The 23,938-nt window shown below is 67.1% G+C and carries 26 protein-coding genes; 11 read left to right on the top strand and 15 right to left on the bottom strand.

Annotated elements, in window-relative coordinates; translation table 11 throughout:
* The first annotated feature begins 58 nt into the window (after positions 1–58).
* From ABTV10_RS23090 to ABTV10_RS23080, 3 genes are all read left to right on the top strand, one after another.
* The gene (locus ABTV10_RS23090; protein WP_499030812.1) at positions 59–853 is read left to right on the top strand and encodes an RsiV family protein; all 795 of its coding nucleotides are present in this window, start codon (positions 59–61) and stop codon (positions 851–853) included.
* Positions 854–984: 131 nt separating this feature from the next.
* A complete protein-coding gene (locus ABTV10_RS23085) occupies positions 985–2,133 on the top strand; it encodes a 3-ketosteroid-9-alpha-monooxygenase, oxygenase component (protein ID WP_499030810.1) in 1,149 nt (382 codons plus the stop codon).
* Positions 2,134–2,135: 2 nt separating this feature from the next.
* Positions 2,136–2,357: a hypothetical protein gene (locus ABTV10_RS23080; protein WP_499030808.1), complete on the top strand. Its 222-nt coding sequence runs from the start codon at positions 2,136–2,138 to the stop codon at positions 2,355–2,357.
* 104 nt (positions 2,358–2,461) lie between these two features.
* Here ABTV10_RS23080 and ABTV10_RS23075 read toward each other — a convergent pair whose 3' ends face one another.
* The 3 genes from ABTV10_RS23075 to ABTV10_RS23065 form a co-directional block, all read right to left on the bottom strand.
* Entirely contained in the window at positions 2,462–2,875 is a 414-nt protein-coding gene (locus ABTV10_RS23075; protein WP_433607937.1) for a hypothetical protein, read from the bottom strand.
* Between the two features lie 64 nt (positions 2,876–2,939).
* Complete coding sequence (locus ABTV10_RS23070) at positions 2,940–3,368, bottom strand: hypothetical protein (RefSeq protein ID WP_499030804.1); 429 nt, start codon at positions 3,366–3,368, stop codon at positions 2,940–2,942.
* A gap of 346 nt (positions 3,369–3,714) precedes the next feature.
* Complete coding sequence (locus ABTV10_RS23065; RefSeq protein ID WP_433607933.1) at positions 3,715–3,924, bottom strand: hypothetical protein; 210 nt, start codon at positions 3,922–3,924, stop codon at positions 3,715–3,717.
* Positions 3,925–4,369: 445 nt separating this feature from the next.
* On the opposite strand from ABTV10_RS23065, the gene ABTV10_RS23060 reads away from it, so the two are divergent.
* On the top strand, positions 4,370–5,335 hold the full coding sequence (locus tag ABTV10_RS23060) for a ScbA/BarX family gamma-butyrolactone biosynthesis protein (RefSeq protein ID WP_499030801.1): 966 nt from the start codon (positions 4,370–4,372) through the stop codon (positions 5,333–5,335).
* Here the strand turns inward: ABTV10_RS23060 and ABTV10_RS23055 are convergent.
* The gene (locus tag ABTV10_RS23055; RefSeq protein WP_499030799.1) at positions 5,305–5,946 is read right to left on the bottom strand and encodes a ScbR family autoregulator-binding transcription factor; all 642 of its coding nucleotides are present in this window, start codon (positions 5,944–5,946) and stop codon (positions 5,305–5,307) included. The two genes, ABTV10_RS23060 and ABTV10_RS23055, sit on opposite strands and share 31 nt — an antisense overlap.
* 44 nt (positions 5,947–5,990) lie before the next feature.
* On the opposite strand from ABTV10_RS23055, the gene ABTV10_RS23050 reads away from it, so the two are divergent.
* Positions 5,991–6,983 carry an NAD-dependent epimerase/dehydratase family protein gene (locus ABTV10_RS23050; RefSeq protein ID WP_499030796.1) on the top strand — a complete coding sequence of 331 codons (993 nt, stop codon included), beginning with the start codon at positions 5,991–5,993 and terminating at the stop codon, positions 6,981–6,983.
* 1,092 nt (positions 6,984–8,075) lie between these two features.
* Here the strand turns inward: ABTV10_RS23050 and ABTV10_RS23045 are convergent.
* Both ABTV10_RS23045 and ABTV10_RS23040 read right to left on the bottom strand, forming a co-directional pair.
* A complete protein-coding gene (locus tag ABTV10_RS23045; RefSeq protein WP_499030794.1) occupies positions 8,076–9,134 on the bottom strand; it encodes a BtrH N-terminal domain-containing protein in 1,059 nt (352 codons plus the stop codon).
* A complete protein-coding gene (locus ABTV10_RS23040; RefSeq protein WP_433607926.1) occupies positions 9,127–9,651 on the bottom strand; it encodes a PadR family transcriptional regulator in 525 nt (174 codons plus the stop codon). Before ABTV10_RS23040 ends, ABTV10_RS23045 begins: the two co-directional genes overlap by 8 nt.
* Positions 9,652–9,848: 197 nt before the next feature.
* Here ABTV10_RS23040 and ABTV10_RS23035 point away from each other — a divergent pair, with 197 nt between their 5' ends.
* Both ABTV10_RS23035 and ABTV10_RS23030 read left to right on the top strand, forming a co-directional pair.
* Complete coding sequence (locus tag ABTV10_RS23035) at positions 9,849–11,108, top strand: sensor histidine kinase (protein WP_499030791.1); 1,260 nt, start codon at positions 9,849–9,851, stop codon at positions 11,106–11,108.
* The gene (locus tag ABTV10_RS23030; protein ID WP_499030789.1) at positions 11,105–11,806 is read left to right on the top strand and encodes a response regulator; all 702 of its coding nucleotides are present in this window, start codon (positions 11,105–11,107) and stop codon (positions 11,804–11,806) included. The genes ABTV10_RS23035 and ABTV10_RS23030 overlap by 4 nt, the downstream gene beginning before the upstream one ends.
* Here ABTV10_RS23030 and ABTV10_RS23025 read toward each other — a convergent pair.
* Positions 11,757–12,581, bottom strand: a complete 825-nt coding sequence (locus ABTV10_RS23025; RefSeq protein ID WP_499030786.1) for a CPBP family intramembrane glutamic endopeptidase — start codon at positions 12,579–12,581, stop codon at positions 11,757–11,759. The two genes, ABTV10_RS23030 and ABTV10_RS23025, sit on opposite strands and share 50 nt — an antisense overlap.
* A gap of 219 nt (positions 12,582–12,800) precedes the next feature.
* On the opposite strand from ABTV10_RS23025, the gene ABTV10_RS23020 reads away from it, so the two are divergent.
* Entirely contained in the window at positions 12,801–12,938 is a 138-nt protein-coding gene (locus tag ABTV10_RS23020; protein WP_499030784.1) for a hypothetical protein, read from the top strand.
* A 267-nt stretch (positions 12,939–13,205) separates the two neighbouring features.
* On the opposite strand, the gene ABTV10_RS23015 is transcribed toward ABTV10_RS23020, so the two are convergent.
* Positions 13,206–13,715 (bottom strand): hypothetical protein, encoded by a 510-nt coding sequence (locus ABTV10_RS23015; protein ID WP_499030782.1) that lies wholly within the window; start codon positions 13,713–13,715, stop codon positions 13,206–13,208.
* A gap of 315 nt (positions 13,716–14,030) precedes the next feature.
* Here ABTV10_RS23015 and ABTV10_RS23010 point away from each other — a divergent pair, with 315 nt between their 5' ends.
* The 3 genes from ABTV10_RS23010 to ABTV10_RS23000 all read left to right on the top strand — a co-directional run bounded on the left by ABTV10_RS23010 (position 14,031) and on the right by ABTV10_RS23000 (position 16,162).
* The gene (locus tag ABTV10_RS23010) at positions 14,031–14,996 is read left to right on the top strand and encodes a CbrC family protein (protein WP_499030779.1); all 966 of its coding nucleotides are present in this window, start codon (positions 14,031–14,033) and stop codon (positions 14,994–14,996) included.
* 142 nt (positions 14,997–15,138) lie between these two features.
* On the top strand, positions 15,139–15,846 hold the full coding sequence (locus ABTV10_RS23005) for a hypothetical protein (RefSeq protein WP_499030776.1): 708 nt from the start codon (positions 15,139–15,141) through the stop codon (positions 15,844–15,846).
* Positions 15,847–16,033: 187 nt separating this feature from the next.
* Positions 16,034–16,162 (top strand): hypothetical protein, encoded by a 129-nt coding sequence (locus ABTV10_RS23000; RefSeq protein WP_031937808.1) that lies wholly within the window; start codon positions 16,034–16,036, stop codon positions 16,160–16,162.
* Positions 16,163–16,267: 105 nt separating this feature from the next.
* Here ABTV10_RS23000 and ABTV10_RS22995 read toward each other — a convergent pair whose 3' ends face one another.
* The 7 genes from ABTV10_RS22995 to ABTV10_RS22965 all read right to left on the bottom strand — a co-directional run bounded on the left by ABTV10_RS22995 (position 16,268) and on the right by ABTV10_RS22965 (position 23,790).
* On the bottom strand, positions 16,268–17,755 hold the full coding sequence (locus ABTV10_RS22995) for an amidase (RefSeq protein ID WP_433607910.1): 1,488 nt from the start codon (positions 17,753–17,755) through the stop codon (positions 16,268–16,270).
* Between the two features lie 63 nt (positions 17,756–17,818).
* Positions 17,819–19,165 carry an MFS transporter gene (locus ABTV10_RS22990; RefSeq protein ID WP_499030772.1) on the bottom strand — a complete coding sequence of 449 codons (1,347 nt, stop codon included), beginning with the start codon at positions 19,163–19,165 and terminating at the stop codon, positions 17,819–17,821.
* Positions 19,166–19,290: 125 nt separating this feature from the next.
* Positions 19,291–20,208, bottom strand: a complete 918-nt coding sequence (locus tag ABTV10_RS22985) for a LysR family transcriptional regulator (RefSeq protein ID WP_499030770.1) — start codon at positions 20,206–20,208, stop codon at positions 19,291–19,293.
* A 194-nt stretch (positions 20,209–20,402) separates the two neighbouring features.
* Positions 20,403–21,251, bottom strand: a complete 849-nt coding sequence (locus tag ABTV10_RS22980; RefSeq protein WP_433607904.1) for a 3-hydroxybutyryl-CoA dehydrogenase — start codon at positions 21,249–21,251, stop codon at positions 20,403–20,405.
* Between the two features lie 150 nt (positions 21,252–21,401).
* Positions 21,402–21,581 carry a hypothetical protein gene (locus ABTV10_RS22975; RefSeq protein WP_433607902.1) on the bottom strand — a complete coding sequence of 60 codons (180 nt, stop codon included), beginning with the start codon at positions 21,579–21,581 and terminating at the stop codon, positions 21,402–21,404.
* 99 nt (positions 21,582–21,680) lie between these two features.
* A complete protein-coding gene (locus tag ABTV10_RS22970) occupies positions 21,681–22,838 on the bottom strand; it encodes an acyl-CoA dehydrogenase (protein WP_433607900.1) in 1,158 nt (385 codons plus the stop codon).
* A 205-nt stretch (positions 22,839–23,043) separates the two neighbouring features.
* Positions 23,044–23,790 (bottom strand): TetR family transcriptional regulator, encoded by a 747-nt coding sequence (locus tag ABTV10_RS22965; RefSeq protein ID WP_433607898.1) that lies wholly within the window; start codon positions 23,788–23,790, stop codon positions 23,044–23,046.
* Positions 23,791–23,938 lie beyond the last annotated feature (148 nt).

Raw genomic sequence — 23,938 nt, 5'->3', positions numbered from 1 at the left:
CGGACCCTCGTCCCGGCGTTGCCCTGATGCCACCGGCGTCGCGGGCGATGATGGGGCGATGGCGAACACTCCGATCCTCCGGATAGCGATCACGACGTTCACGGCCGGGATGCTGGTCGCCGTGGCGGGCTGTTCGGACACGACAGACGGCCAGCCGGGAACGGGGGAGGCGCCGGTGTCGGCCGCCCCGGCGACGGTGTCGGTTCCGCCGAGCGCCGTTCCGCTCTCCGAGGTCGAGGCCGGGTACACCGCGACGGCCGTGCGGATCGCGGGGGACAACGGCCGGGTCCGCTACGACGTGCTGGTGCCGCAGGTCGAGGGCGGGGATCCGGCCGTCGCGGGCGAGTTCGACGAGTCGATGCGGGCGGCGCTGCAGGACCAGATCGACGGGTGGTCCGGGGAGCGGTTCACCCTCGAATCCCGGGACGAGTCGGCGGTCGTGCACATCGGATCCCGGGTGCTCAGCGGACTGCTGGTGACGTCGTGGAACGCCGATCCGCCGGGCGCGCACCCGACACCGCTTGTGGCGACGGTGGTGATCGATGCCGACGATGCGCAACCGATCACCCTCGACGCGCTGTTCCCGGATCTGCAGGCCGGCCTGGACCGGCTCTCGCAGGAGTCCGCGCGCCTGCTGCCCGCGACGGTCGCCGGCCCCGACTTCCAGCGCGAGGGAATCGAGCCGAAGCGGGAGAACTTCGCGAACTGGGTGGCCACCCCGGCCGGGATGGAGATCCACTTCACCGACTACCAGGTGGGTCCGCACGCCATCGGGCTGATCGTGGTGACGGTTCCGTGGGACCGGCTCACCGACGTCGTGGCGCCGGACCTGGTGGAGGTGGTGTCGAGCTGACCGGCCCGCTGAACGAGTGACCGGTCAACGGGAGAAGGCCTGGAACGCAGGCGCACCCGACAGGAGATTGGAGATCCGAGCGGAGCACTGCACAGCCCGTACGCGTGCCCCGTGGAACGAAAGGACTGACCATGACCTCCGTGGATGCCGACACCGACGAGATCCGCGTCATCGAGGCCGGCACACCCCCGGCTCGCTTCGCCCGCGGCTGGCACTGCCTCGGCCTCGTCGCCGACTTCAAGGACGGCAAGCCGCACTCCGTCGAGGCGTTCGGCACCAAGCTCGTCGTGTTCGCCGACAGCCAGAACAAGCTCAACGTCCTCGACGCGTACTGCCGGCACATGGGCGGCGACCTGAGCCAGGGCGAGGTCAAGGGTGACTCGATCGCGTGTCCGTTCCACGACTGGCGCTGGGGCGGCAACGGCAAGTGCACCGACATCCCGTACGCCCGCCGCGTGCCCCCGCTCGCGAAGACCCGCGCGTGGACCACCATGGAGCGCGACGAGCTGCTGTTCGTGTGGAACGACCCGGAGGGCAACCCGCCGCCGCCGGAGGTCGCGATCCCCGCGATGCGGACCGGTGACGCCGAATGGACCGACTGGCAGTGGAAGTCGCTGGTCATCGACACCAACTGCCGCGAGATCGTCGACAACGTCGTGGACATGGCGCACTTCTTCTACGTGCACTACTCGTTCCCCACATACTTCAAGAACGTCTTCGAGGGGCACGTCGCGATCCAGGAGCAGAAGGGCGTCGGGCGCGAGGACGTCACCGAGTGGACCGACCCGGACGTGCCGAGACTGGTCGGCAACACGTCCGTCGCCGCGTACCACGGGCCGTCGTTCATGATCGACGACCTCGTCTACCACTACGACAAGTACGACGTGGAGTCCGTTCTCATCAACTGCCACTACCCGATCTCTCCGGACAAGTTCGTGCTCATGTACGGCATCTCGGTGAAGAAGACCGAGCAGGTGCCCGCCGAGATCGCCGACCAGCTCGTCGACGCGATGATCGGATACATCGGCGTCGGATTCGAGCAGGACATCGAGATCTGGAAGAACAAGACCCGCATCGAGAACCCGCTGCTGACCAACGAGGACGGCCCCGTCTACCAGCTCCGCCGCTGGTACGAGCAGTTCTACGTCGACGTCGCCGACATCACCCCGGACATGGTGGACCGCTTCGAGTTCGAACTCGACACCACCAAGCCCGTCGAGGCGTGGAAGCAGGAAGTCGCCGACAACCTCGCCCGCCGGGCCGGCGCGGAACAGGCGTAGTCGTGGATCCCGTCGAGTGCGACCGGTGCGGGTGCCGGGTGCTGGTCACCAAGAACAGTTGGCAGCACACCACGGTCCAGTGGACGGCCGAGGCACGCGCCGCGTGTCAGGAACTCGGTGGTGAGTCGGCCGATCCCGCCGCGCGCTCGCGAAGTTGCACCGCCATGCGCGACTCCATCGCCCGTGCCGCGGTGGAGGGGAGAATCACCGTCGACGACGAGTGAGATCGTCGTTCACGCACCGGACTTGGAGGTCCCCGCGCTCGTACCGCGAGCGCGGGGACCCAACCGCGGGATCGCGAGTGACGGGCCGGATCTGGAACGACTCCCTAGCCGGCCATACAGTCGCGGAGCAGGTCCGGCGAGAGTTCGACGATCGTGCAGGTGACCCTGCCCCAGCCCGGGCCACTCCCGAACCGGTCCTGCGACGAGTCGACCAACACCTCGACCTCATTCGTGCCGGCCGCGACACGCAGGTAGTACACGATGGGGTCGCCCTCGATCGTATGGAGGGTGAGCGCGAACTCGCCGCCGCCACGCTGTCGACCGTCCGACAGGCAGTCGATCACCGACGGGGTGAGTGGCTCCTGTGGCTCCGTCCCCGGGCGAGGCGCCGCGTCGCCGCAACTCGGTAGTGCCGAGCGCCAGATGATTTCGGCAGGCCTCGGCGCGGCCGGCTCCCAGCTGAAGTAGACGAGCACGGTGACGGCGGCGAGAAGGATGGCGAAAGGGACGCACCGCATCGCTACCCGCATTTTCCCCGCTCTCGTGTCGATCAGCTAGATGCCGCCGCATGTCGGCCTGGTGTCAACGAGGGAGGAGGCGTTCCGCCAGTTGCCCCAGGGAGCCTTCGTCCAAGCGGGGGAGGACGTCCATCCACACGCGCAGTGGCGGCCTTCCAATCATGGGAACGTCGACGAACACGAGGTCCCGCTGCGGCGAGGACCAATCTCGCATGTCGAGTGTCGAGCACCCGGGCGTCGGCTCGAAGCCGCTTGCGCAATACACCCTCACCCCAGGCTCGACCGGAGTCAGAACGCGGGTTCCCGGCACTTCGGGGTTCCAGAAGCCGGGGTCCTGTGGACCGAGCACGTCGTCGACGATTTGGGGGTAGCCGCGAGGAATCGACGGGGTGGCGGGCTCGGCACCGGCGGGGGCCGAGCCGAGCGCAACCGTCGCACCGGCAAGAGCGAGAACGACACCGGTGCGCCGTATCGAGGGAATCGGCAGGGACATGTCGGAACTCCTTGATCGGCGACCGGACGAAAACGTGTCCCCACGTTAGCTGTCGTCCACATCGAGCCACCGCTTCGTCTGACTGACCGGACAAAAGTGTTCCTGCGGCAAGGGGATTCCCGGACCATCCCGACCGCTGCCCGCTGCCCGATCAGCACCGGCCAGGGCCCGGCGTGCGCGCGACGAGATCGCGGAACTGCCCTGCGCTGCATCGATTACTACAGACTTGGAGAACATGATGGGTCCAAGGACGCGGAGCCAATCGGCGTGAGCGCCGGCGTCTTCCGAGCTGGATGTCCACCGCGTGCGGGTGCCGGTGCGGTTCCGGGATCGAGGTCACTGTGTTTCACCGCAGGTTGAGCAGCAGTGCGGCCACCAGTACGCACACGAGCGTGAAACCGGTGATCGCCGCTGCCGCGGCGATGTTGAAACCAGCCATCAGCGCGAAGGTGCCGGGAACGAACACTACGACTGCGATGCACGTCAGCCATGAGAGCGTCAGGACCAGGGTCTTCGCGCTACGTGGTCGGCGCTGCCGTCGTTGTCCTTCCGCCATGTCACCCCGTGAGACTGTGAACTATGGTCTGACTCTGGGGCGGGGCAGGGCCGATCTGGTGTCGCCTGGCCGCGCTCGCACGTCCCGTCGTCCTTGCGCGTGGCATCGGTGGCAATGTGTAGACGCCCCCCCCGGCATCAGGGTTGCGCTCGCGTGAGGCGGGGCCGGATCACCACTAGTCCGGCCCCGCCCGCCCCCTCTTCCCTCCCCTCGGCACCGCTTCGCGGCGCCGCTCATCGCACCTGATTGAAGCCGGTCTACATTTTCACCCCAGAAACCGGCCAGCTGGTATGCGACGAACCAAGCATAGCGGCAGAGGGCGTCGAGGCAAAGCCGACGCGAGAAATTCGTCCTCTTCCGTTGATTCGGAACAGATTCCGACGAAGAGGGTATTTCGCCGGGACGTCTGGCCTATAGTCCGCGTTCAGAAAGCCGGTCGGCTGGCATGTTGGCAGGGGGGCGTTGGATGGGTGTGGTTCTGAATTTTCAGTCAACGGTGCCGAGGCGGTTCGTGCACCGGCAGGCGATCGCGGAGGTGTATCTCACCGATTGTGTGCCCGTTGGTGACGGCCGGTTCCTTGTCGGGGCGCAGTGGCCACGGCTGCATGCCTTCTACCGGACCTGCTCGGAGCGATATGACACGATGCTCCTCGCGGAGACGATACGGCAGTGTGCGATCTACCTTGCGCACGTCCGATACGCCGTACCGCTGGCCTACAAGTTCACGATGCAGAGGATGCGGGTCGAGTCCAGTGTGGACCTGCTCACGATCGGGTCACGCCCGGCAGAGGTCACCATCGATACCCGAGTCACGGAAACGGCTCGGCGCAACGGAATTCTCTCGGCGTTCACCGTGACGTTCGAGTTCCGTATGGGCGATGTGACGGTCGGTCGCGGTTCGGCCGCGGCGAATGTGTTGTCTCCGTCCGCGTATGAGCGTGCGCGGTGGCAGGGGAGCGAGGCCCGTGTGATCGGGCTCGCGCCGCAGCCTACGCCCGTTCACCCCGACGCGGTGTGTGTGCCGGATCCGCGAGCGGTCGTCCTGGGAGCGCACCCTGCGGGCGCGGGGGGCGGAAAGTGGTTGTTGCGTAGCGATCTGACGCACCCGGTGTTGTTCGATCATCCCCTCGACCATGTGCCGGGTGCTCTGATTCTCGAAGCCGTGCGTCAGAGCGCCCGGCTACGGTTGGGTCAGCCGTGCGCGGACGTCGAGGTCATCGACGTCAGCTTCCGTCGGTTCCTCGAGCTCGACGAGCCCACCACGGTGACGGCCCGAGTTCGGGAAGACGACGATGCCTGGGTCGATGTCGAGTTTTCACAGTGGGCTGAGGTCCACGCGTTGGGCAGTGTGCGGCTGGCGTTGCCGGCGAAGACCCGCGATCACGCGCTGGCCGGAACCCAGCGCGCATGACGGATGGTGTCGATCTTGCGGCGACGCCGCGGTGGGACGATCGTGGCAAGCACGAAGGTGAGCATCTGGTCGATACGGGCGTCGAGGTCGGCGCGTGCCGTGAGCACGTTCGAAACCAGCTGGACGCCGGTGAAGGCGGAGATGATGTAGTAGGCGAGGTCGGCTGTGTCGAGGGTGTCGAGGACGTCGCCCTCCTCGACTGCGGCGCGGAGCATCTGCTCACAACTGGTGATCCAGTCGAGGTATGGCTTCCGCGGCCCGGCCACCGCGCTCAGCTCGAGAGTCAATCGGATACCGGCACGGACGAAGGGGTCGTCGACCATCTCGCGGCCCATCTCGTAACACAGCATCACGATCTGTTCGAGGGCAGGTGCGGCGGTCGCGTTGATCGCCTTGACCGCGTTCATCGCAACAGCGTGCTGCTCCTCGATGACAACCGCGGCCAGTTCGTCCTTGGACTTGAAGTGGAAATACAACGCACCCTTCGTCAGACCGCAGTGATCGACGATATCCGCCAGAGTCGCGCGCTCGTATCCTTCCCGATCGAACATCTCGGCCGCGCCCTTGACGATTTGCTGCCGGGTTGCGATCGCTCTCTCCTGCCTGACCACCGTGTTGAATCCTCTCTTTCGTCGACTACCGATCGGACTGTCTCATGACCGACCATCTGCTTGCTGAGTCGCGCCGCAGCGAAACCGATCTGCGGCACAACGAAATAGCCTCGATGGAACACACTTGCATGGAACAAGAAGACTGGCTACGTAGTATCGCAGTAATAGGGTCAGCCGGTTTCATTGGCTCTGCCACTCTACGGGCGCTGGCTCTGTCCGGCTGCCGAGTCACAGCCGTAGTGCGAACGCCACCCCACGTGCAGCATGCCGACGTTCGCTACGTCACCGCTGACATCGCGGAACTGCGATCACTGGTCCACGCCCTCGAGGGCGTGGACGTCGTCGTCCATGCCGCCAGCTACACGGGTCCCGATGAACGACTCTGCGAGACGGTCAATCTGACCGGCACCGACAACGTGATGACCGCCGCAGAACTGCACAAGATCGAACACGTCATCAACGTCAGCACCATCGGGGTCTACGGACCTGGGCCGTTCAGGAACGTCGTCGAAGACAGCCGGGCACCACACCCGGTCACCGCACTGAGCGCAGCCAGAGCCGCAGCCGACGAACTCGTCCGCGCCCGCGGCGGAACCACCGTCCGTCCGGGGTTCGTGTACGGACATGGCGACAGGTGGTTCCGGCCCGGCCTGGAGAGCATCCTCGCCAGGACACAGGCATGGATCGACCACGGCTCTGCGCTGCTCTCTGTGATCGAGGTCGACGAACTCGGCGCGCTGATCGCGGAGCTGGCGCTGAGCTGCTCCACCCCCGACAAGGGTGCATTGTTCCACGCTGCACACCCCGAGCCGGAAACGGTGCACGACCTGGCGATCCGATTTGCTGACGCGGACTCTCCCCGGCCTGTCGGCACTCTCACCTACGACGACGCGCTGTCGCGTGCCGGCGATCTCGGCCTGACTGCCCGACAGATCGACCTCATCGGCCACGATCATACGATCGACGCGAGTCGGCTGTGGAGCAGAACTCGAAGAGCCCCGGCCGCCCCTTGCACTGACACCCGCACCACTCACTAGCTTGCGCTCTCAGCGTCGGTGCTTCTACGACACGGATCCGACGATCCGGGGCAATCACTTCAGCTTCTGCCAGCGGTGGCAGACACGCGGCAAGAATACCTCGCACCCCGAACGGGATCGCTGTGAACTCGAAACCCGGACTTGCGCAATGATTCCGATCATATGCCGCAAGAAGGATTCTGCTGGATCTGGTCGCGACCCCGCCGGCTCGGGGTAGAAGTGTGGCGGCTGCCGCCGCCGAAGATCTCACTCGCGGCGACTCTTCCACCATCGAAACCAGTTCCTGCGGTCGTGCCATCGTCGGGGGGTGAGGGCGGCATGATCTTGTGGATCGTGCCGCTGCAGGCTCTGCCGGCGGGTGGTATCGACAGATCCTGCCGTGCTGAGGGACGGCACCGGACGGGTGCGCCCCGCTCACCCGTTCCAGTGCCGCCCGGATCGCTCACGACCTCACCGCGCCGTAGCGTGTGGCGTGCCCCGAACGTGCCGCCCGACCTTCACTGTCGATCCGAGCCGGCGGCCACAGTCGACGCTACGCGAAATCGCCGATCGCGCAACGGGATGAACGGTGCGCGGACGTGCAGATCCGACGTATCAGGAGGCGTATTGCAGGACGCGGACCGATGGATCGGATACCGGTGATTTCCTGCGCGATGGCGGCGAGACGTGTCTGTGCTGCGGAGACGACACGGTGCCGGTTCTTGGTCGACTCCGCGTATGCCACGATCGCCCGGATGCGCTGCCGGCTTCGGAATGTTGACCCGGAGAACGATCCGAGTAACGTCGAAAGTTGTTGCCCCGCAGATGTGATTCCTCCTGGACGGGGCGACAGCCCGCAGCACCGTCACTGGGCCTGGCGGGTTGCGGGTGCCGGACGGCGTCGCGCGAGAGGTGCGATCCGCGGCGCCGTCCCCACTTCAAGTGGCTGTGCTGGTGAGCAGGATGACGCCGCTCACCACGGGCCGTGACTCTGACCGAACACTCGTCGCTTGTCCAGCGCATGGCCGCCACCGCTGAGACGGCTCCTGCTCATAGCGCAGTGGTCGATTTCAAGGTGACGCGGGAGCGTGACAATCAGGAGCGCCCAGACGATTAGAGCGGTGCGGGCACGTTCAGGGATCGGAGCGTAGTCATCGCGATCGTCTCGATCACCGCGATGTCCGCCAGTTGTCCGCTCGCTTCGGTCAGGTGTTCCGGGTTGTCTGTGGCGCCCGCGCGCTCGATGAGCTGCGCGACGCTCGTCCACATTTGTGCGGAGTCGGCGAAATACTGCCTCGCCTGCATGATCAGCTCCGCCTCCGGCCTGCCCTCGAGTAGTTCGTGGCACTCGGTGAGGAAGTCGCGGTACAGGTTACGGAACAGGGCGCCTCCGGTGCCTGCCCGTTCCATCAGCGTGCCGATGACAGCGAGATCACGTTCGGGGTCCGCGACCCGATCGAGCAACGACCGTACGCGCGTTGCGGCCGTACGGATGCCACGATTGCCCAGGTTGGAAATCGGTGGCGTCAGGAACTCCTCGGCGCACGCCGTGACCGCGGAGACAATCGCGGGCACGAGCCGCTCGGCATCGTTGTACGACGCTGGGACCTCCACGGTGAACGACCGGTGGCGGGCCGACATCGGCCCCCGTGCGGCTCGTGCCTTAGCCAGGCTCTGCAGGCTCGTCGACACGCGGCCGCCTTGCTGCGCGGTGTCCACCAGGTACGCCCTCTCGTCGTCATAGCCGTACATGGCGACGACGTGGCCGGCGAAGTGCACTCGGGATCCGAAGTAGTCCAGGTCGTGGCTGTCGAGCTGGAGGCCTACCGGGATCCCCTCGTCGATCGACGCCCGCACCCGGTCCCATGCCTTCTGCGCAGAGGCGGTCTCCTGCACCCGCAACGTCAAGCCCAGTTGCGCCGTCAGATTCTGGGTGAGCGCAAAGGGTTTCACCCTGCCGCCAAGAAACGGCAGTTCCTGTTGCTTCGAGTCCCAGTAGATGAATGACAGTCCGCTCCCCAGCCCGAACAGCATGGGTTCGGAAAGCTCGACTCCGGCGTGCCTGAGGAGCACACCCAGCGCTGTCGTCTCGCAATGCAGACCGCCGACAGTAGAGATTCCATCAATGATCGTCTTCTCGTCGTGCCGGTCGAGTCCGTTCATGTCACTCATCGGATACCTGGACTCGCTCTGCGAGCCACGACCTTTCTGCTTCCAAGAGGGTGAGGGAGTAGGAAAAGACTTCGCGAGCGGAAAGCGGAAGGGGCGCTTGTTCCTCCTCGGCTTTCATGACGGACGCGATTCTGGCCTCGATCTGCGTCAACCTGCTGCGCAGTGCGTCGTCGTAGGCCTGCTCGGAAAGTAGCGGCAGGTTGGCCAGTCCGACGAGGACCGGATGCGGAACCGATCGGAGAACGGAGACATAGGCAAGCGCCCCACTCGCCGCAGCGTGCCGACCTTCCTCGGTTGCTCGGAACACTCGCCGCGACTTCGCGCCAGAACGCCCCTCTTCGGCACTGACAAGGCCACGCTTCTCCAACTTGGTCAGCACGTAGTAGATCGACGAGAAGCCGATGTCCGTCCACTCCCGGATACCGCGCTGGTCGATAACCTGCTCCAGGTCGTAGCCATGCCGAGGCTGCTCGACGACCAAGCCCAGGACAGTCAGCTCTGCGGGCGTCAAATTCACATCCATATTCTAGTGCTAGAATATGGATGTGAGTCAAGCGATCAGGCGCCGAGTGGCCTGAACATGGAGGCCGGCGCCGGTGATGCGGCAGTATCCGGAATCGGTTGCCATGGTGCGGATCTCACGCCGACGGAATGACCGTCACACCGGACGGCCAGGTGTGCGGGAGGTGCGTGACACCGACGTCAGGAGACAGTGTGGGATTTCCGAGTAACTCGCCGGCGTTGTGGAGTGCCGGTGAGCGGCGTGACGTGTTTGCTGCGGCGGTGTATCGATGGGCCCGGCGGCACCCGTTGTTGCTGGATTCGGTACTTGCCTGCATGCTGCTGATTCCACTCGCGGCGGCGAGCGCCTACCTTGCGGGTCGGGCCGGCCTGGTCGTCGCGGTCTGCACGCTCGCGCCGCTCGCGCTGCGCCGTCACTGCCCAGGCCTCATCCTCGTGTGGACACTCGCGATGTCAGTGATCCAACTCGTCGTCGTACCGATTCCGCTGCCGGCCAACGTCGCTCAGGCCCTGGTGGTCTACTCGGTCGCCGCCCATGTCCGGTCGGTCGGGGCGCGGGTGTTCGTGCTCGTCGCCGTACTGGTCGGTGCCGTGCTGGCGGGATTTCGGTGGAGCACGCCGCCCGCGTACGTCCAGAATTCGCTCGAGGCAGCGGCGGTGCTCGCAGTGTGGGCCACATTGGTATGGGTGATCGGCAACCTCGTGCGGGGCAGGGAAGAGAATCTGCTCCGACTGACCGCCGCTGTTGCCGAACTCGAGGCTGGACAGCGTCAGCTCGAGCGGTACGTCGCGCAGCGCGAGCGAATGACCGCAGCGCGCGAGATCCACGACATCGTCGCGCATTCGCTCACAGTCGTCATCGTGCAGGCCGACGGCGCCGCCTATGCGGCTGACAACGCCGAGACCTGGCATCGAACGCACGCCCGTGAGGCGCTCGAGGTCATCGGGCGCACCGCGCGATCCGCGCTCGCCGAGGTGCGCACCGTCGTCGACGTGCTGCGTGACGTCGACACTCGCGACTCCGGCGACGACGGCCGGGCGACGGCCGTCGAGTTGCGGTGGCTCGTCGATTCCGTTCGCGCGGCAGGGCTTCCGGTCGACCTGGCGGACGATCCCGAGGCCTTCGACACGCTCCCGGCCCAGCTGCGATTCGTGACGGTGCGCGTCGTGCAGGAATCGCTCACGAACGTGCTCAAGCATGCGGGTGTCTCGGCGCGCGCTCATGTGCTCGTTGCGTCGGGTTCGGACCGGTTGCAGGTGCGTGTCACTGACGACGGCCGGGGAGTAGACGCGCGTGCCGCAACGACACCGGGTCACGGCCTCGACGGTATGCGCGAGCGGGTTCACGAGCTCGGCGGCCGGTTCAGCGCGGGCCCGGGAGCGGTGGGAGGATTCGCGGTCCAGGCGACGATCCCGATCGAACCCCCGGCCGGCGAACGGAGCGCATTGTGACTGTGGACGGGACCATCCGGGTGTTCCTCGTCGATGATCAGGAACTCGTTCGGACCGGGTTCGCGATGATCATCGACGCGACCGTGGGCATGCGCGTCGTCGGCGGCGCCGCGGACGGCGATGCCGCGGTGGCGGCACTCCACCGGCCCGAGCACCGAGCCGATGTTGTGTTGATGGACATCCACATGCCCGGGATCGACGGCATCGAGGCGACACGCCGGCTGCTCTCCGCCCCTGACCCGCCGCGTGTGGTGATGTTGACGACGTTCGATACGGACGAGTTGCTCGTCGCGGCGTTGCGGGCGGGCGCGTCGGGGTTCCTCCTCAAGGATGCTGGGGCGGCGGAGCTGGTGGCGGCTGTCCGGGCGGCCGCGGTCGGCGAGGCCCCGATCGCGCCACGGCTGATGCGGCGCTTGGTCGATTCGTACGTACTGACCGGGGAACCTGCGACCGCCACGGAACCTGTGCCGGCCGAGGCGTCGGCGGTCGCCGGCTTGACGGCCCGCGAACGTGAGATCCTCGCCGCCGTCGGTCTCGGGCTGACCAATGCGGAGATCGCGGTCCGCCTTCACGTTGCCGAGTCGACGGTGAAGACCCATCTCGGTTCAGTGCTCCGCAAGTTGGGTCTGCGCGACCGTGTGCAGGCGGTCATCGTCGCGCGGACGGCGGGGCTGAGTGCGCCGCCTGCGTCGCTGTAGCCGCGCTCTGCCGACGTGCCAGGATCACGGCGAACGCGGCGGTTCCGAGCAGCACGAACAGGCCCGTGTCGCCGGCCAGGTACTCGTTCACCGCGACGGGATCGGCGGTGGTGATTGCGTACGTTGCCAGGACCGCGAAGGTCGCGTTGTGCGCGAAGTGCGCGAGTACTGCCGGCCACACGCTGCCTGATCGCACGCGTAGGTAGCCGAACAGGAACGAGAAGGCGATAACGGTGCCGGCGAACAAGGCGAGCACGAGGCCGCGCTGGCCGTCGGCGTGGTAGTACGGGGTCAGCAGAATATAGGGAAGATGCCAGCCGATCCACACGATCCCGACCATCAGCATGGCCAGCCGCTCGCCGAGGAACTCCAGGCGGGGCTGGAGGTATCCCCGCCAGCCGATCTCCTCGGCAAAGGCGAGGATCGGGCCGGTGACACAGAGCGCGAGCGATGAGCTCAGCCAGTCACCGGTCGGGGCCGTGAGACTGCCGACACCGGTGGCGGCGACACCCACGATCGCCAATGCCGACACCCCTGCCGTTGCCAGCAGCGTGAACGGCCAATATCGGAGGCCGAGTTTTCCCATTCCGAGTCGGCCCCAGCCGGACCGGGAGTACCCATCCCTGGTGACCACCAGCAGCATGATCAGCACGACCAAGAGCGGCGAGAATGCGAGGACGAGTCCCTCGGCGATGTTCGCGGTGACCAGCGCTAGGGCCAGGACGAGGACTATATAGACGATCGACGCGGTGCGATCGGTGAGGCGTGGGAACACGGGGACCTTTCTGTCGAACGACTGGCCCCAAGCCTCTACGAGCGTTCGGTCCCGAACATCCTCCCCGGGTGGGGTTTTCGCCGCTGCTAGGGCGCGGTCTGCCACCGTGGGCCTAGTCCTCGGGAAGGAGGCGGCCACGCGCGACACCACGCGCCGCTGTCGGCGCATCGTTGCTTCGAGTCCTACGACACGCGACGGCGCCACCGCGCACCCGAAGGCATGCTCCGATCGCGAGGAATCGAGGCGGTCATCGACGCCCGCGTCGCCAGCTTCGAGGGCCACGTCCGGATCATCGATATCAGTCTCGACGTCGAGTCGACCGCCCGCGGCCCAGACCCGCCGCTCTCGCGTCAATGACCGCGCCAGGCCTCGAAGGATGGACCGAATCGTTCCATAACTGGCTCGAGGTCGCCGACGGTCGGTGGCTCGCCCAGGTGTGTATCCCCGCCACGTCAGCCATCGGCCGTAGCAGCCTGGACCTGTGGCTGTGGGTCGACGCGTCGTGCGTGCCAGCCGCGGTGAGAGCAGTCCTGCCGCCCCCTGTTCGGGTGAGGTCGCACACTGCCGCTGAAGGCCCGCCCCGAGCGTGGGGCGGGCCGCGGACGCGAACGGGATCCGACCGTGTCAGCTGCCGAACACCACGCCAAGATCCACACTGCTGGCGGTCGACGGGGCGGTGTTCGGGACGGTGACGACCGTCGACGCCTGATGGACGGTGAACGTGGGGATCTGGAACGGCTTCAGGTAGTCCTCGATGCCGGGGTAGTCCGAGACCCACATCGCGGGGTTGCTGTCGGAGCGCCCGCACGTGGCGAGGATGACGTAGGTGCCATCGGGGATCTCGGTGACGGTCTGCGTGGTGACGCCCGGCTGAACCTCGCCCTGGTCGTAGAGCGCCTGGCCCGCGGCGATGACGTCCGCGACCGGCGGCAGCACGCCGCCCGGCGCTGGCGCGAGCGCGGTCGCGCACGTCAGTGTCGCGCCGGTGTTGTTCGTGATCGTGTTGGTGACCGTCGACCTGTCGACCGTGAAGCTGTAGGTGACCTCGCTGGCGTCGGTCGCCGACGCCAGCGCCGGTGCCACCACAGCCAACGGGATCGCAGTCGCCGCGACCAGTGCCGCGCGTGAAGCCATTCGCATCTTGATGTCCCCTTCATCCGTTGTGGGTGAATCCTCCATTCGTGATCCTGCACGAAGAGCGACCGAATCGGCCGTAGGCCGGACCACCGATCAGGCACCGGTGGGATGGTCAGGCGCACGCCCCACCGGCGGGTGATTGTGCGAGCCCAGTGGTCCGCGGCGCTCGTCGCTCGAATCAATGTCGGGGAGTGTCGCCGCTGCTTCGGTCGTCGTGCTCGTGCTCATATCCGACAGGTCCACGCCCCGCCGCCCACGCCGGTAGGCGAGCGCGTCTGCGTGGAGGCGGCCGTGTGCTCCAGACTTGGATGCATGGACCGAAGCAAGCCGCCTGCGCCCGAGAGCGACATTGCTGCCTGCGAGGCCGCGATTGGGTTCGAGCTGCCCGCTTGGTTGGGGGAGCGGCTGGGGGTGGAGAACGGGTGGACGGTGGACGACAGGGCCGGGCTGACTCGTGAGGAGTGGCGGTTCCTGCCGGTGCTGGATCGCAGCGACCGTAAGTCCCGCACCAGGACGGCGGAGGACATTGCGTGGCACACCCGGCGGCTGCGGGCTACGGCGGACGTGCCGCCGGGCTCGGTCGTCGTGGCCTGCACGTGGAGCGAGAGCACACGGATGATCCTGTTGCCCGGTACCTCGGACCCGACCCGGCTCGGGCCGATGCTGTGGCGGCAGAACGGGGAAGCGGAGCCGACGGACACCCCGATCGACGCCGGGACGCTGGGACGGTTGCCCGAGCCGGAGCGGGGGTCGCGTATGCGGGCTCGGGAGGAATTGCCGTCGTTCACCTACCATCCCGATCCGGTTGCGACGGGCGCGATCACCGAGAACCCGACGGTGGTGTGTCCGTGCTGCGGGCTTCGGACCGGGTGGGAGCAAGAGGCGATGCCCTACGGCAGAAATGAGCAGCCGCAACACTTGTGCCCATGGTGCATCGCCGATGGCAGCGCTCACGCCAGGTTCGGGTCGGAGTTCGTCTCCGACATCATGGGCGAGGTCCCGCCCGAAGTCGTGGAGGAGCTGTACTGCCGCACACCCGGTTTCGTGAGCTGGCAGGGCGAGCGGTGGATGGTGTGCTGCGACGATGCGGCCATGTTTCTCGGCAGCGCTGGCTGGGATCAGCTCCAGCACCTACCTGATGCCCTGGCGTGTTTCTCCTCCCAGGGCTGGCCCGAAGAACGCCTGTGGCCAATGATCGAGAAGGACTCCGACCTGTCCGCCTACCTGTTTCAGTGCCGTCACTGCGGCCGTCACCTCGCCTACGCCGACGCATCCTGAGGCGAACCGACGCAACCGCCACGAGGAGCGCGGCCCACGGGGGATCGCCACCAGGACAGCTGAGTCGCAGGGGCCGGCGCGGTCCGGAGTCGGGGTGCGCCGGCCTACTATCCGAGGGATCGGTGCGCACGCGGGAGGCTTCGTGATCAAGGTGAACCAGGTCGTCTCGCACGCAGAGGCGGAGAAACTGCGCGGCGCCGACCTCGTGGGGATCTGCCTGGGCGATCCCGGGACAACCGACAAGAGGGTGGTCGACGCGACCGCGTTCGCGGCGCTGCAGGAGACGATCGGTCGCCGGACGGCGCTGCACGTCGACGCGTCGGCCGGCTACTCCCCGGACGACGTCGTCGACGTCGTCGAGTCGCTGCGGCCCGCCTACTTCGAGTTCACGTCCGCGGATCCGGCGAAAATCTCGGCGGTCGACGAGCAGCTGGACCTCCTGCGGCGGATCACCGTGCCGAAGATCGCGAACGGGTTCTTCATCCTGAAGGACGACGTGTCCCTGCTCGACAGCCTCGGGCATCTGGACCGACTCGTCGACGCCGGCGTCGCGTACTTCCAGATGGAGACCGATTCCCTGATCGATACCCGGTTCCGGATCTCGGCATCGAACCGGAAGCGAGTCGCCGCGATGTTCGCCAGCTATCCGTGCATCGTCGGCGACACGTCCACCGCCGTTCCGGTGCTTCCGGACTTCGGTCAGGTCGGTGTCTACTTCAACCTGGGGAACGGGCGGACGCCCAACTACGACTTCTCGGACAGAAGCACCCCGCTCTCGGGCGTGGTCCGGGCGCTTCGCTCCCGCGACCGATCCGATTCGACCGCTGCTGTTCGCCTGTTCGACACCTGATCGTTCCAAGATCGTTGCTGGGTCACGTGAATATTACTCACGGAGATTCGAGCTGGTCGGAAGCGAAATCGACTGTCTCGCAGAATCTCTGCGCGGCGCCGTTACGTAATCTCGTGGGCGTCGTGCAGTACACACCGGGACGCGCGCAGAGCGCGCGTACACACACATCCACTTTGAGGAGTTTGTCATGGGTTCTTCCGACGCTGATCTCGCCCTGATCAAGCAGATCCAGCCGGTCATCAGCGGCATCGGCGGCGTGCTCTCCGGCGCTGCTGCCATCCTCGGCCTGGTCGGCGCCCTGAACGCCTTCAGCTGAGCTGAATCTCCGTCGGAACCTCCGGCCCGCAGACCGTCCTCGTCGTCGGTTGCAGGCCGGAGGTTTTCGCGTTTCCGGCGAACGGCAGTGCCGACGCCGCGATCCTCACATCCTGGGAGCGGTGCCGAGCGGCGGCATGAGCGCCTCGATCGTGGCGCCGATGCGGAAGACCGACGCTTCGTCGAGCGGGGCGCCGACCACCTGCACACTCGTGGGCACACCGCAGGCCGCGCGACCGCTCGGCACCGCGAGTACCGGACAACGATTGGCGGCGTTGAACGGCATCGTCATGTGCGCGGCCATGTAGTTGTCGTAGTGGGTGCCGTTGAGGGTGATGCCGTCGAGGAAGTTTCCGTCCGCCGGGAGCATGGCAGTCGCCGAAGTCGGGGTGATGAGCGCGTCGACACCGTCGAGCAGCCGCGAGATCTCCGACTGGATCTCGATGTCCATCCGGATCGAGTCGAAAAGAGAGGCCGATTCGCGCGCCCGCGCGGTCACGCGCACGAACTGTTGAGCGTACGGCGACAGTGAGTCGAGGTCGCCGTCGACCGCGTCGACGAGGGCGTTGCCCATAATCTGGCCGAAGTGGGTGAAGCACGCGGTGAGCACCTGCTCCACATCCCAGCGAGCGTGCACCTCGACGATCTCGGCGCCGGCACCGGCGAGGGCCGCGACCACGGCGGCGGTGTTCGCGGCCACGTCGGGGTCGACGGGGAAGCCGCCGAGCGTCGGGTCGAAGGCGATCCGGACGCCGTGCAGCTCGGTCGACCGGCGCGCGGTGATCTCGACGAGTTCCTGGTTGTTGCGCGGGCCCCAGGATGTGTGATCGCTGTGATGCTGGCCCGACATGACCGACGCCAGCAGTGCGGTGTCGAGCACCGTTCTCCCCATCGGCCCGTCGCCGCGGTACCAGTCCGCCGACAGCGGCGCGGCGCCCGGGATGCGGCCGTACGGCGCCTTGTAACCGACGACGCCGCAGAACCCGGCAGGTATCCGCGTCGATCCTCCGATGTCGGAGGCGGTGGAGAGGGTGGCGAGCCCGGCCGCGAGCGCTGCTCCGGCGCCGCCCGACGATCCGCCCGGACCTGCGGCGGGATTCCACGGGTTCCGGGTCACGCCCCAGAGCTTCGAGTGCGTGACCGAGGCACAGGAGAACTCCGGGGTCGTCGTGCGGGCATGGATGATCCCGCCAGCTTCACGGATGCGCTCGATGATCGGAAGATCCGCCTCGGCGCGAACGTCGGCCTGCGCGAGCAGGCCCTGCGTCACCGGTTCGCCCGCGATCGCGTGCTTCTCCTTGGCCGCCACCGCGAGCCCGAGCAGCGGCGGCGTCGGAGCGCCGTCACGGCGAGCTAGGGCGTATCGATCGTCGGCCTCCCGCGCCGTTCGCATCGATGACTCGCGATATTCGTGGGACAGCGCGTTGATGCCGCCGTCGTCGGGGCGATTGACTCGATCGGCCTGTTCCCAGTGCGCCGCGAGCACCTCACTCGGCGAGAAGGCGCCCGACCGGAACCCGTCGAGGGCTTCGATTGCGGTGAGGAACTCGAGTCGGGTCGCCGTCGAGGGGGACGAGAGCGTGTCCATGGTCATGGTGGTCTCCTCGGTCTTCGAATACGTGCGGTCGTGTCGTGTGGGGAGCGTTCAGGGGTTGTTCTAGGCGCGGACCGGCGTCGCCTCGGCCGGTGCGGGGCCGCGGCCGACCCCATCGCGCACGAGGGGGTTGGTCTCGGGGTAGCGCGTAAGCGTGATGACGAGCAGCACCAGCACCGCGTAGGCGGAGAGGTATGCGCCGGTGGCCCACGGGACGCCCGTGGACGCGAGCCAGGTTCCGACCAACGGGGCGGTACCGCCCAGCACCGCATAGCCGACGTTGTACGCGATTGCCGCACTGGTGAACCGGGTACGCGTCGAGAACGCTTCGACGAACGTCGTTGTGCTGCCACCCGCATAGACGACGAGCGCGAACACGTAGAGCACGAGCCCGACTGCGGCGAGTCCGATGGAGCCGGTGGCCGTCAGCATGAACGCCGGGATTCCGAGCACGGCCAGCAGCAGCGCCCCGGCGATGAGGAAGGGCCGTCGACCGAATCGGTCGGTCACGTGGCCGAAGAACGGCAGGGCGAACGAGAGCACGATCATCACGGCGGCATTGAAGCCGAGGGCGGTGGCGCGGTCCATGCCTGCCTGGGTCTGCAGGAAAGTCACGAAGTAGCCCGCGAGCAGGTAGAACGCCAGCGCCGTCATCCCGCAGATCACCAGGACCTGGAAGATGCGCAGGCCGTTCTCGGCGAACGCCTCGCGGATCGGCGAGAACTCACGCTGCCGGTCCTTCTCGACGACCGCCTGGAACTCGGGGGATTCCTCGGTGCTCTGGCGGATCCAGAGGCCGAACAGCGACAGAGGCAGCGCCAGTAGGAACGGGATGCGCCAGGCCCAGTCGCCGTACGCTTCGGCGCCGACCACCGAGTTGACCGAGATCATCAGGGCGGAGGCGAGCACGCCCGGCAGTGCGGTCGCCGCCAGCGTGATCGAGAGCCAGAGACCGCGGCGGTGCAAGGGTGCGTGTTCGAGCACGAACGCCGACGCTCCGACCGACTCGCCGCCGGCGGAGAAGCCCTGCACCAGTCGGCAGAGAATCAGCAAGCACGGTGCGAGCACGCCGATGGACGAGTAGGACGGCAGGAGGCCGATCACCGCGGTGGCGATGCCGATGCCCATCAGCGTGATGAACAGCACCGGCCGCCGACCGATGCGGTCGCCGAGCGCGCCGAAGAAGAGCCCACCGAGCGGTCGGGCGCCGAAGGCGACGGCGAAGGTTGCGAAGGTGGCCAGCAGTCCCGCGACGTTCGAAGAGGCGGGGAAGAACTGGTGCGCGAGGATAAGGGCGCTGAGCCCATAAAGTCCGAAGTCGTAGAATTCGATGAACTGCCCGATGGCGCCGCCCGCGAGGACGCGCTTCTGCATGGGGCGGGTCGGGCCGTCAGTCGTCGTCGTTGACATGTGATCTCCCGGTCGAATGGCGTCCCGCGGCGGGAGGGCGTTGGGATGGAACTCGAATTGTTCGAGCTTCGCCGGAGGAGCACCAACGGAAGTTTCCGCACCATTGCATCGATGCGGTCGATGGATCAATCGACGACGGCGTCGGTGCGGTCGACGATGGCGCGAACGGCCGAGCGGCACACGGTGCCGCGGCGCGACTCGATCGTCCCCGACGGGCGGACGATGCAGAGCCGTGCGGGCGCGAGCCGATCGGCGAGCGGGAGCGATACGGCGGGGGAGGCTCCCGGTGAACGGGCTTCGTAGCGATGATTGAGCAGCGAGTAGCCGAGGCCGGCCGCGACGTAGGCGCGGACGGTCTCGTAGTTCTTCGCGGTGTGGCGGATGTTGGGTTCGAGCCCGAGCGTGTGGAAGTAGCCGACGTAGTGTTGCAGCGCGGTCGGCATGTCGAGCAGCACCGCCGGCTCGTCGATGAGCTCGTCGAGGTGGATCGGGCGGTGCGCGCGTGCGAGCGGGTGATCGTGCGGAACGATCGCGTGCGGCGGGATGTCGCGCAGCGCTTCGACATCCCAGCCGTCGCCGAGTGCGATGTCGTAGCAGAGCGCGAACTCGGCCTGCCCGCGCAGCAGGTGGGAGGAGAGCTGGTGGTTGTCGCCCTCGACGAACGTCACCTCCAGCCCTGGGTGCCGTCCCTCGAGTTCAGCCACGATACGCGGCGCGTAGATGGGGGCGAGCGGGGAGTACACGGCGATGCGGATGCGGCCTGCGACCTCGTCCGCGTCGCCCCGTACGACGGAGGTCAGGCCCGCGGCGTCGTCGAGCAGGCGCGTCGCCGCGCCCAGCAGGCGACTCCCGGCGGGGGTCGGCTTGACGCCTCGCCGCGGAATCCGCCGAAGCAACTCGATGCCGAAGCGCTGCTCGAGCGAGGCGATCGCGCTCGAGAGCGTCGATTGCGCGGTGTTCAGCTTGGTTGCCGCCGCGGTCATGCTGCCGGTCTCGGCGACCACGCGGAAGTACTCGAGCTGGACGAGTGTGAAATCCTCCACCGGGTTCCCCTGACCGACCGTTGTGTCGAATGCCTTGCAGCGGTTCGCGAAAAGGCAATCGTAGAACGTCGAACGAATCGAGGCGATGCTGCGGTTCCGGAGGTTTGTGCGTTTTCGGCGAATGACGTTGCCCGCGAAGGGCAAAGCCCCCCACCGCCTCAGCGGCGATGGGGGGCTCGATCCGTCCGGTCGGGCTACTTGTAGCTGTAGAAGCCCTGGCCGACCTTCCGGCCGAGGTGTCCGGCGTCGACCTTGCGGCGCAGCAGGGCCGGCGGCGCGTAGTTGGGCTGACCGAACTCGGCGTACATCGATTCGGCCGCGGCCAGCGCGACGTCGAGGCCGACGGTGTCGAGCAGCGTGAGCGGGCCCATCGGGTAGCCGCAGCCGCCCTTCATGGCCTCGTCGATGTCCTCCGCGGTCGCATAGCCCGACTCGAGCATGCGGACGGCGTCGCACAGGTAGGGGATGAGCAGCGCGTTGACGATGAAGCCGGCGCGGTCACCCGCACGGACGGCCTTCTTGCCCAGCGTGTTACGCGCGTAGTCGGTGACGGCCGCGACCGTTTCTTCGGAGGTGACCAGGCTGACCACGATCTCCACCAGCGGCATGACCGGCACCGGGTTGAAGAAGTGGACACCGACGACCTGCGACGGACGCTCGGTCGCGTTCGCGATCTTGATGACCGGGATCGACGACGTGTTGGTCGCCAGGATGCCGGACGGCTTCACGATCTTGTCGAGCTTGCCGAAGATGTCGGCCTTGAGGGCCTCGATCTCCGGGGCGGCCTCGATGACGAGGTCGCGGTCCGCGAACTCCTCGATGTCCAGCGTCACCCGCACCCGAGCGATGGCGGCGTCCGCCTCCTCCTGGGTGATCTTGCCGCGAGCGACACCCTTGCTGATCGAGTTGGCGATGCGCGCCTGGGCGGCGTCGGCGAACTCCTGCTTGGTCTCGAGGACCAGGACGTTGCTTCCGGCCTTGGCACACACCTCGGCGATACCGGCACCCATCGTGCCGCCGCCGATCACACCCACAAGCTCCACAGTCGAATCTCCACTGTCGTTTCTTCACATCGCCGTTCGGGCGACGTGCTGTCAAGGGTCATTCTGCTATTGGCGGCCCCGCACCCGTCACCCCGGCGTCGAAAGCTCCGACGCCGGGGTGACGGGGTAGAGCGGGTGTCGTCGAACCGGTCAGCTGCCGAGGCTGCCACCGCCGAGACCGCCCAGGCCACCGCCCAGACCGCCCCCGAGGCCTCCGCCACCGAGGCCGCCGCCGCCCAGGCCTCCGCCACCGTTGCCCTGACCACCCATCAGGGTCATCAACTGGGCCAAGACCTGCACCAGCTCTCCGAGCACGCTGATCGATCCCATGTGAACTCAACTCCTCCGCGTCGGTCACGGCACCGGCCCCGAACCCTCATTGAACGTCGGGGACCGCGGGGTCGGAAACCGTCGCAGCGGAACTGTGCGTCACTTGAGCAGTGCGCGTGACATCACCAGACGCTGGATCTGGTTGGTGCCCTCGTAGATCTGGGTGATCTTCGCATCTCGCATCATGCGCTCGACCGGGAAGTCGGTGGTGTAGCCGGCGCCGCCGAACAGCTGGACGGCGTTGGTGGTGACCTCCATCGCGACGTCCGACGCGAGGCACTTCGCGGCGGCCGAGATGAAGCCGAGGTTCTTCTCGCCGCGCTCGGCGCGGGCGGCCGCGGTGTAGACCATGAGGCGGGCCGACTCGATCTTCATCGCCATGTCGGCGAGCATGAACTGGGTGTTCTGGAAGTCGGCGATCGACTTGCCGAACTGCTTGCGGTCCTTGGTGTAGGCCACGGCTGCGTCGAACGCGCCCTGTGCCACACCGAGTGCCTGCGCACCGATGGTGGGGCGGGTGTGGTCGAGGGTCTCGAGCGCGGTCTTGAAGCCGGTGCCCGGCTCGCCGATGATGCGGTCGCCCGGGATGCGGCAGTTCTCGAAGTACAGCTCGGCGGTGGGCGAGCCCTTGATACCGAGCTTGTGCTCGAGCGGGCCGACGACGAAGCCCTCGTCGTCCTTGTGGACCATGAACGCGGAGATGCCGTTGGCGCCCTTGTCGGCGTCGGTCACGGCCATGACCGTGTACCACGTGGACTTGCCGCCGTTGGTGATCCAGCACTTGGAGCCGTTGAGGATCCAGTCGTCGCCGTCCGCCTTCGCGCGGGTGCGCATGCTCGCGGCGTCGGAGCCGGCCTCACGCTCGGACAGCGCGTACGACGCCATCGCGCCGTTCGCGATGTCGGGCAGCACCTGCTTCTTGAGCTCCTCGGAGCCCTTGAGGATCAGGCCCATGGTCCCGAGCTTGTTGACGGCGGGGATCAGCGACGACGAACAGCAGACGCGGGCGACCTCTTCGATGACGATGCACGCCGCGACGGAGTCGGCGCCCTGGCCGTCGTAGGCCTCGGGGACGTGGATGGCATTGAAACCCGAGTTCACGAGCGCCTGCAGGGCTTCCTCGGGGAAGCGGGCCTTCTCGTCGACTTCCTTCGCGTAGGGCGCGATCTCCTTCTCGGAGAGAGCGCGGATCGCGGCCCGCAGCTCGTCGTGCTCCTCGTTCAGCTGGAAGAGGGGGAAATCGGGATTGCCGGCCATGGGGGTCGCTCCTCGGGTGTGCAGGACGGTCGGTTGTTCGGGAACGGTCTGCTGGCACCGAGTGACACGATGTGTCTTGGGGCACTCAGTGCCACGGCTGTTCGTCGCGCTGTGGCGTACTCGTCGGCGTGTTCTGGTGGTTTAGCTGCCGATCGCGCACGTGGATCCACGAATGGCCCTAGTGAACCATGGCACTTAGTGCCAGTCAAGGGTTGGGTGGCGCGGTCGGTGGGGCCGCCACCTCCAACTGCAGCCGCACGCGCCGCGCCACCTCCTCCGGCGGAGTGCCTGGCGGGTAGGTCACGACGGTCACCGCGGTCCCGTCGGGCGAGGTCGCGGCGGTGGCGGGACCCCCGGTCACGGACGCGAACTTGCGTCGGATCTCCGCGAGGGTGCGCTGCAGTTCGGCCGGGGTGGCGGCCGCGTCGCCCCGGATCATCGCCCGCAGCAGATAGTTGTGGCACGCCGTCACGGACGCCGCGAAACCCACCACGTCCAGCGGTTTCGCCGTCGGGACCGCGCCGCGCAGGTAGTCGGTGAACAGCCGTTCGTAGCGGTGCCCGGTGACCAACTCGCGTTCACGCAGCGCCGGCACCCGCTGGACCACCCGGTACCGCCGCACCGACAGCTCGCGGTTCTCCCGGAACCGGTCGAACACCAGGCGGGCGGCCTCGCACACCGCCACCCACGGATCCTCGGCCGTGGTGGCCAGGTACGCCGACGCCTGCTCGAGCAGCGATTCGTGATCGGCGAAGATCACGTCCTCCTTCGAACGGAACTGCCGGAAGAAGGTGCGCCGCGAGACGCCGGCGGCGGCCGCGACCTGGTCGACGGTCGTCGCCTCGTACCCGTGCTCGGCGAACAGTCGGATGGCCTGGTTCGCGACGTGGACCCGGAAGTCCGCGGGTTCGACGCTGTTGTCGGGTCCGGTGCCCTCGGCGCGCTCACTCATGGGTGCCAGTATCCACACACCCGCGTCCCGCTCCGTGCGCCCGACCGATCCGTCCGGCTCGCCTGACCTGCCGATCTGGACCGTATTGCGGCGTGGGCGGATACTGCACATAGGCGCTGACCGTCGTGGAACGGCTTCCGCCTGAGGG

Origin of the sequence: Paraburkholderia sp. RHO2, from assembly GCF_050955445.1 — a bacterium.
Taxonomy (GTDB): Bacteria; Actinomycetota; Actinomycetes; order Mycobacteriales; family Mycobacteriaceae; genus Prescottella; species Prescottella agglutinans_A.
The sequence above is the reverse complement of the archived record's forward strand: the minus strand, read 5'-3'. Positions and strand labels throughout refer to the sequence as shown.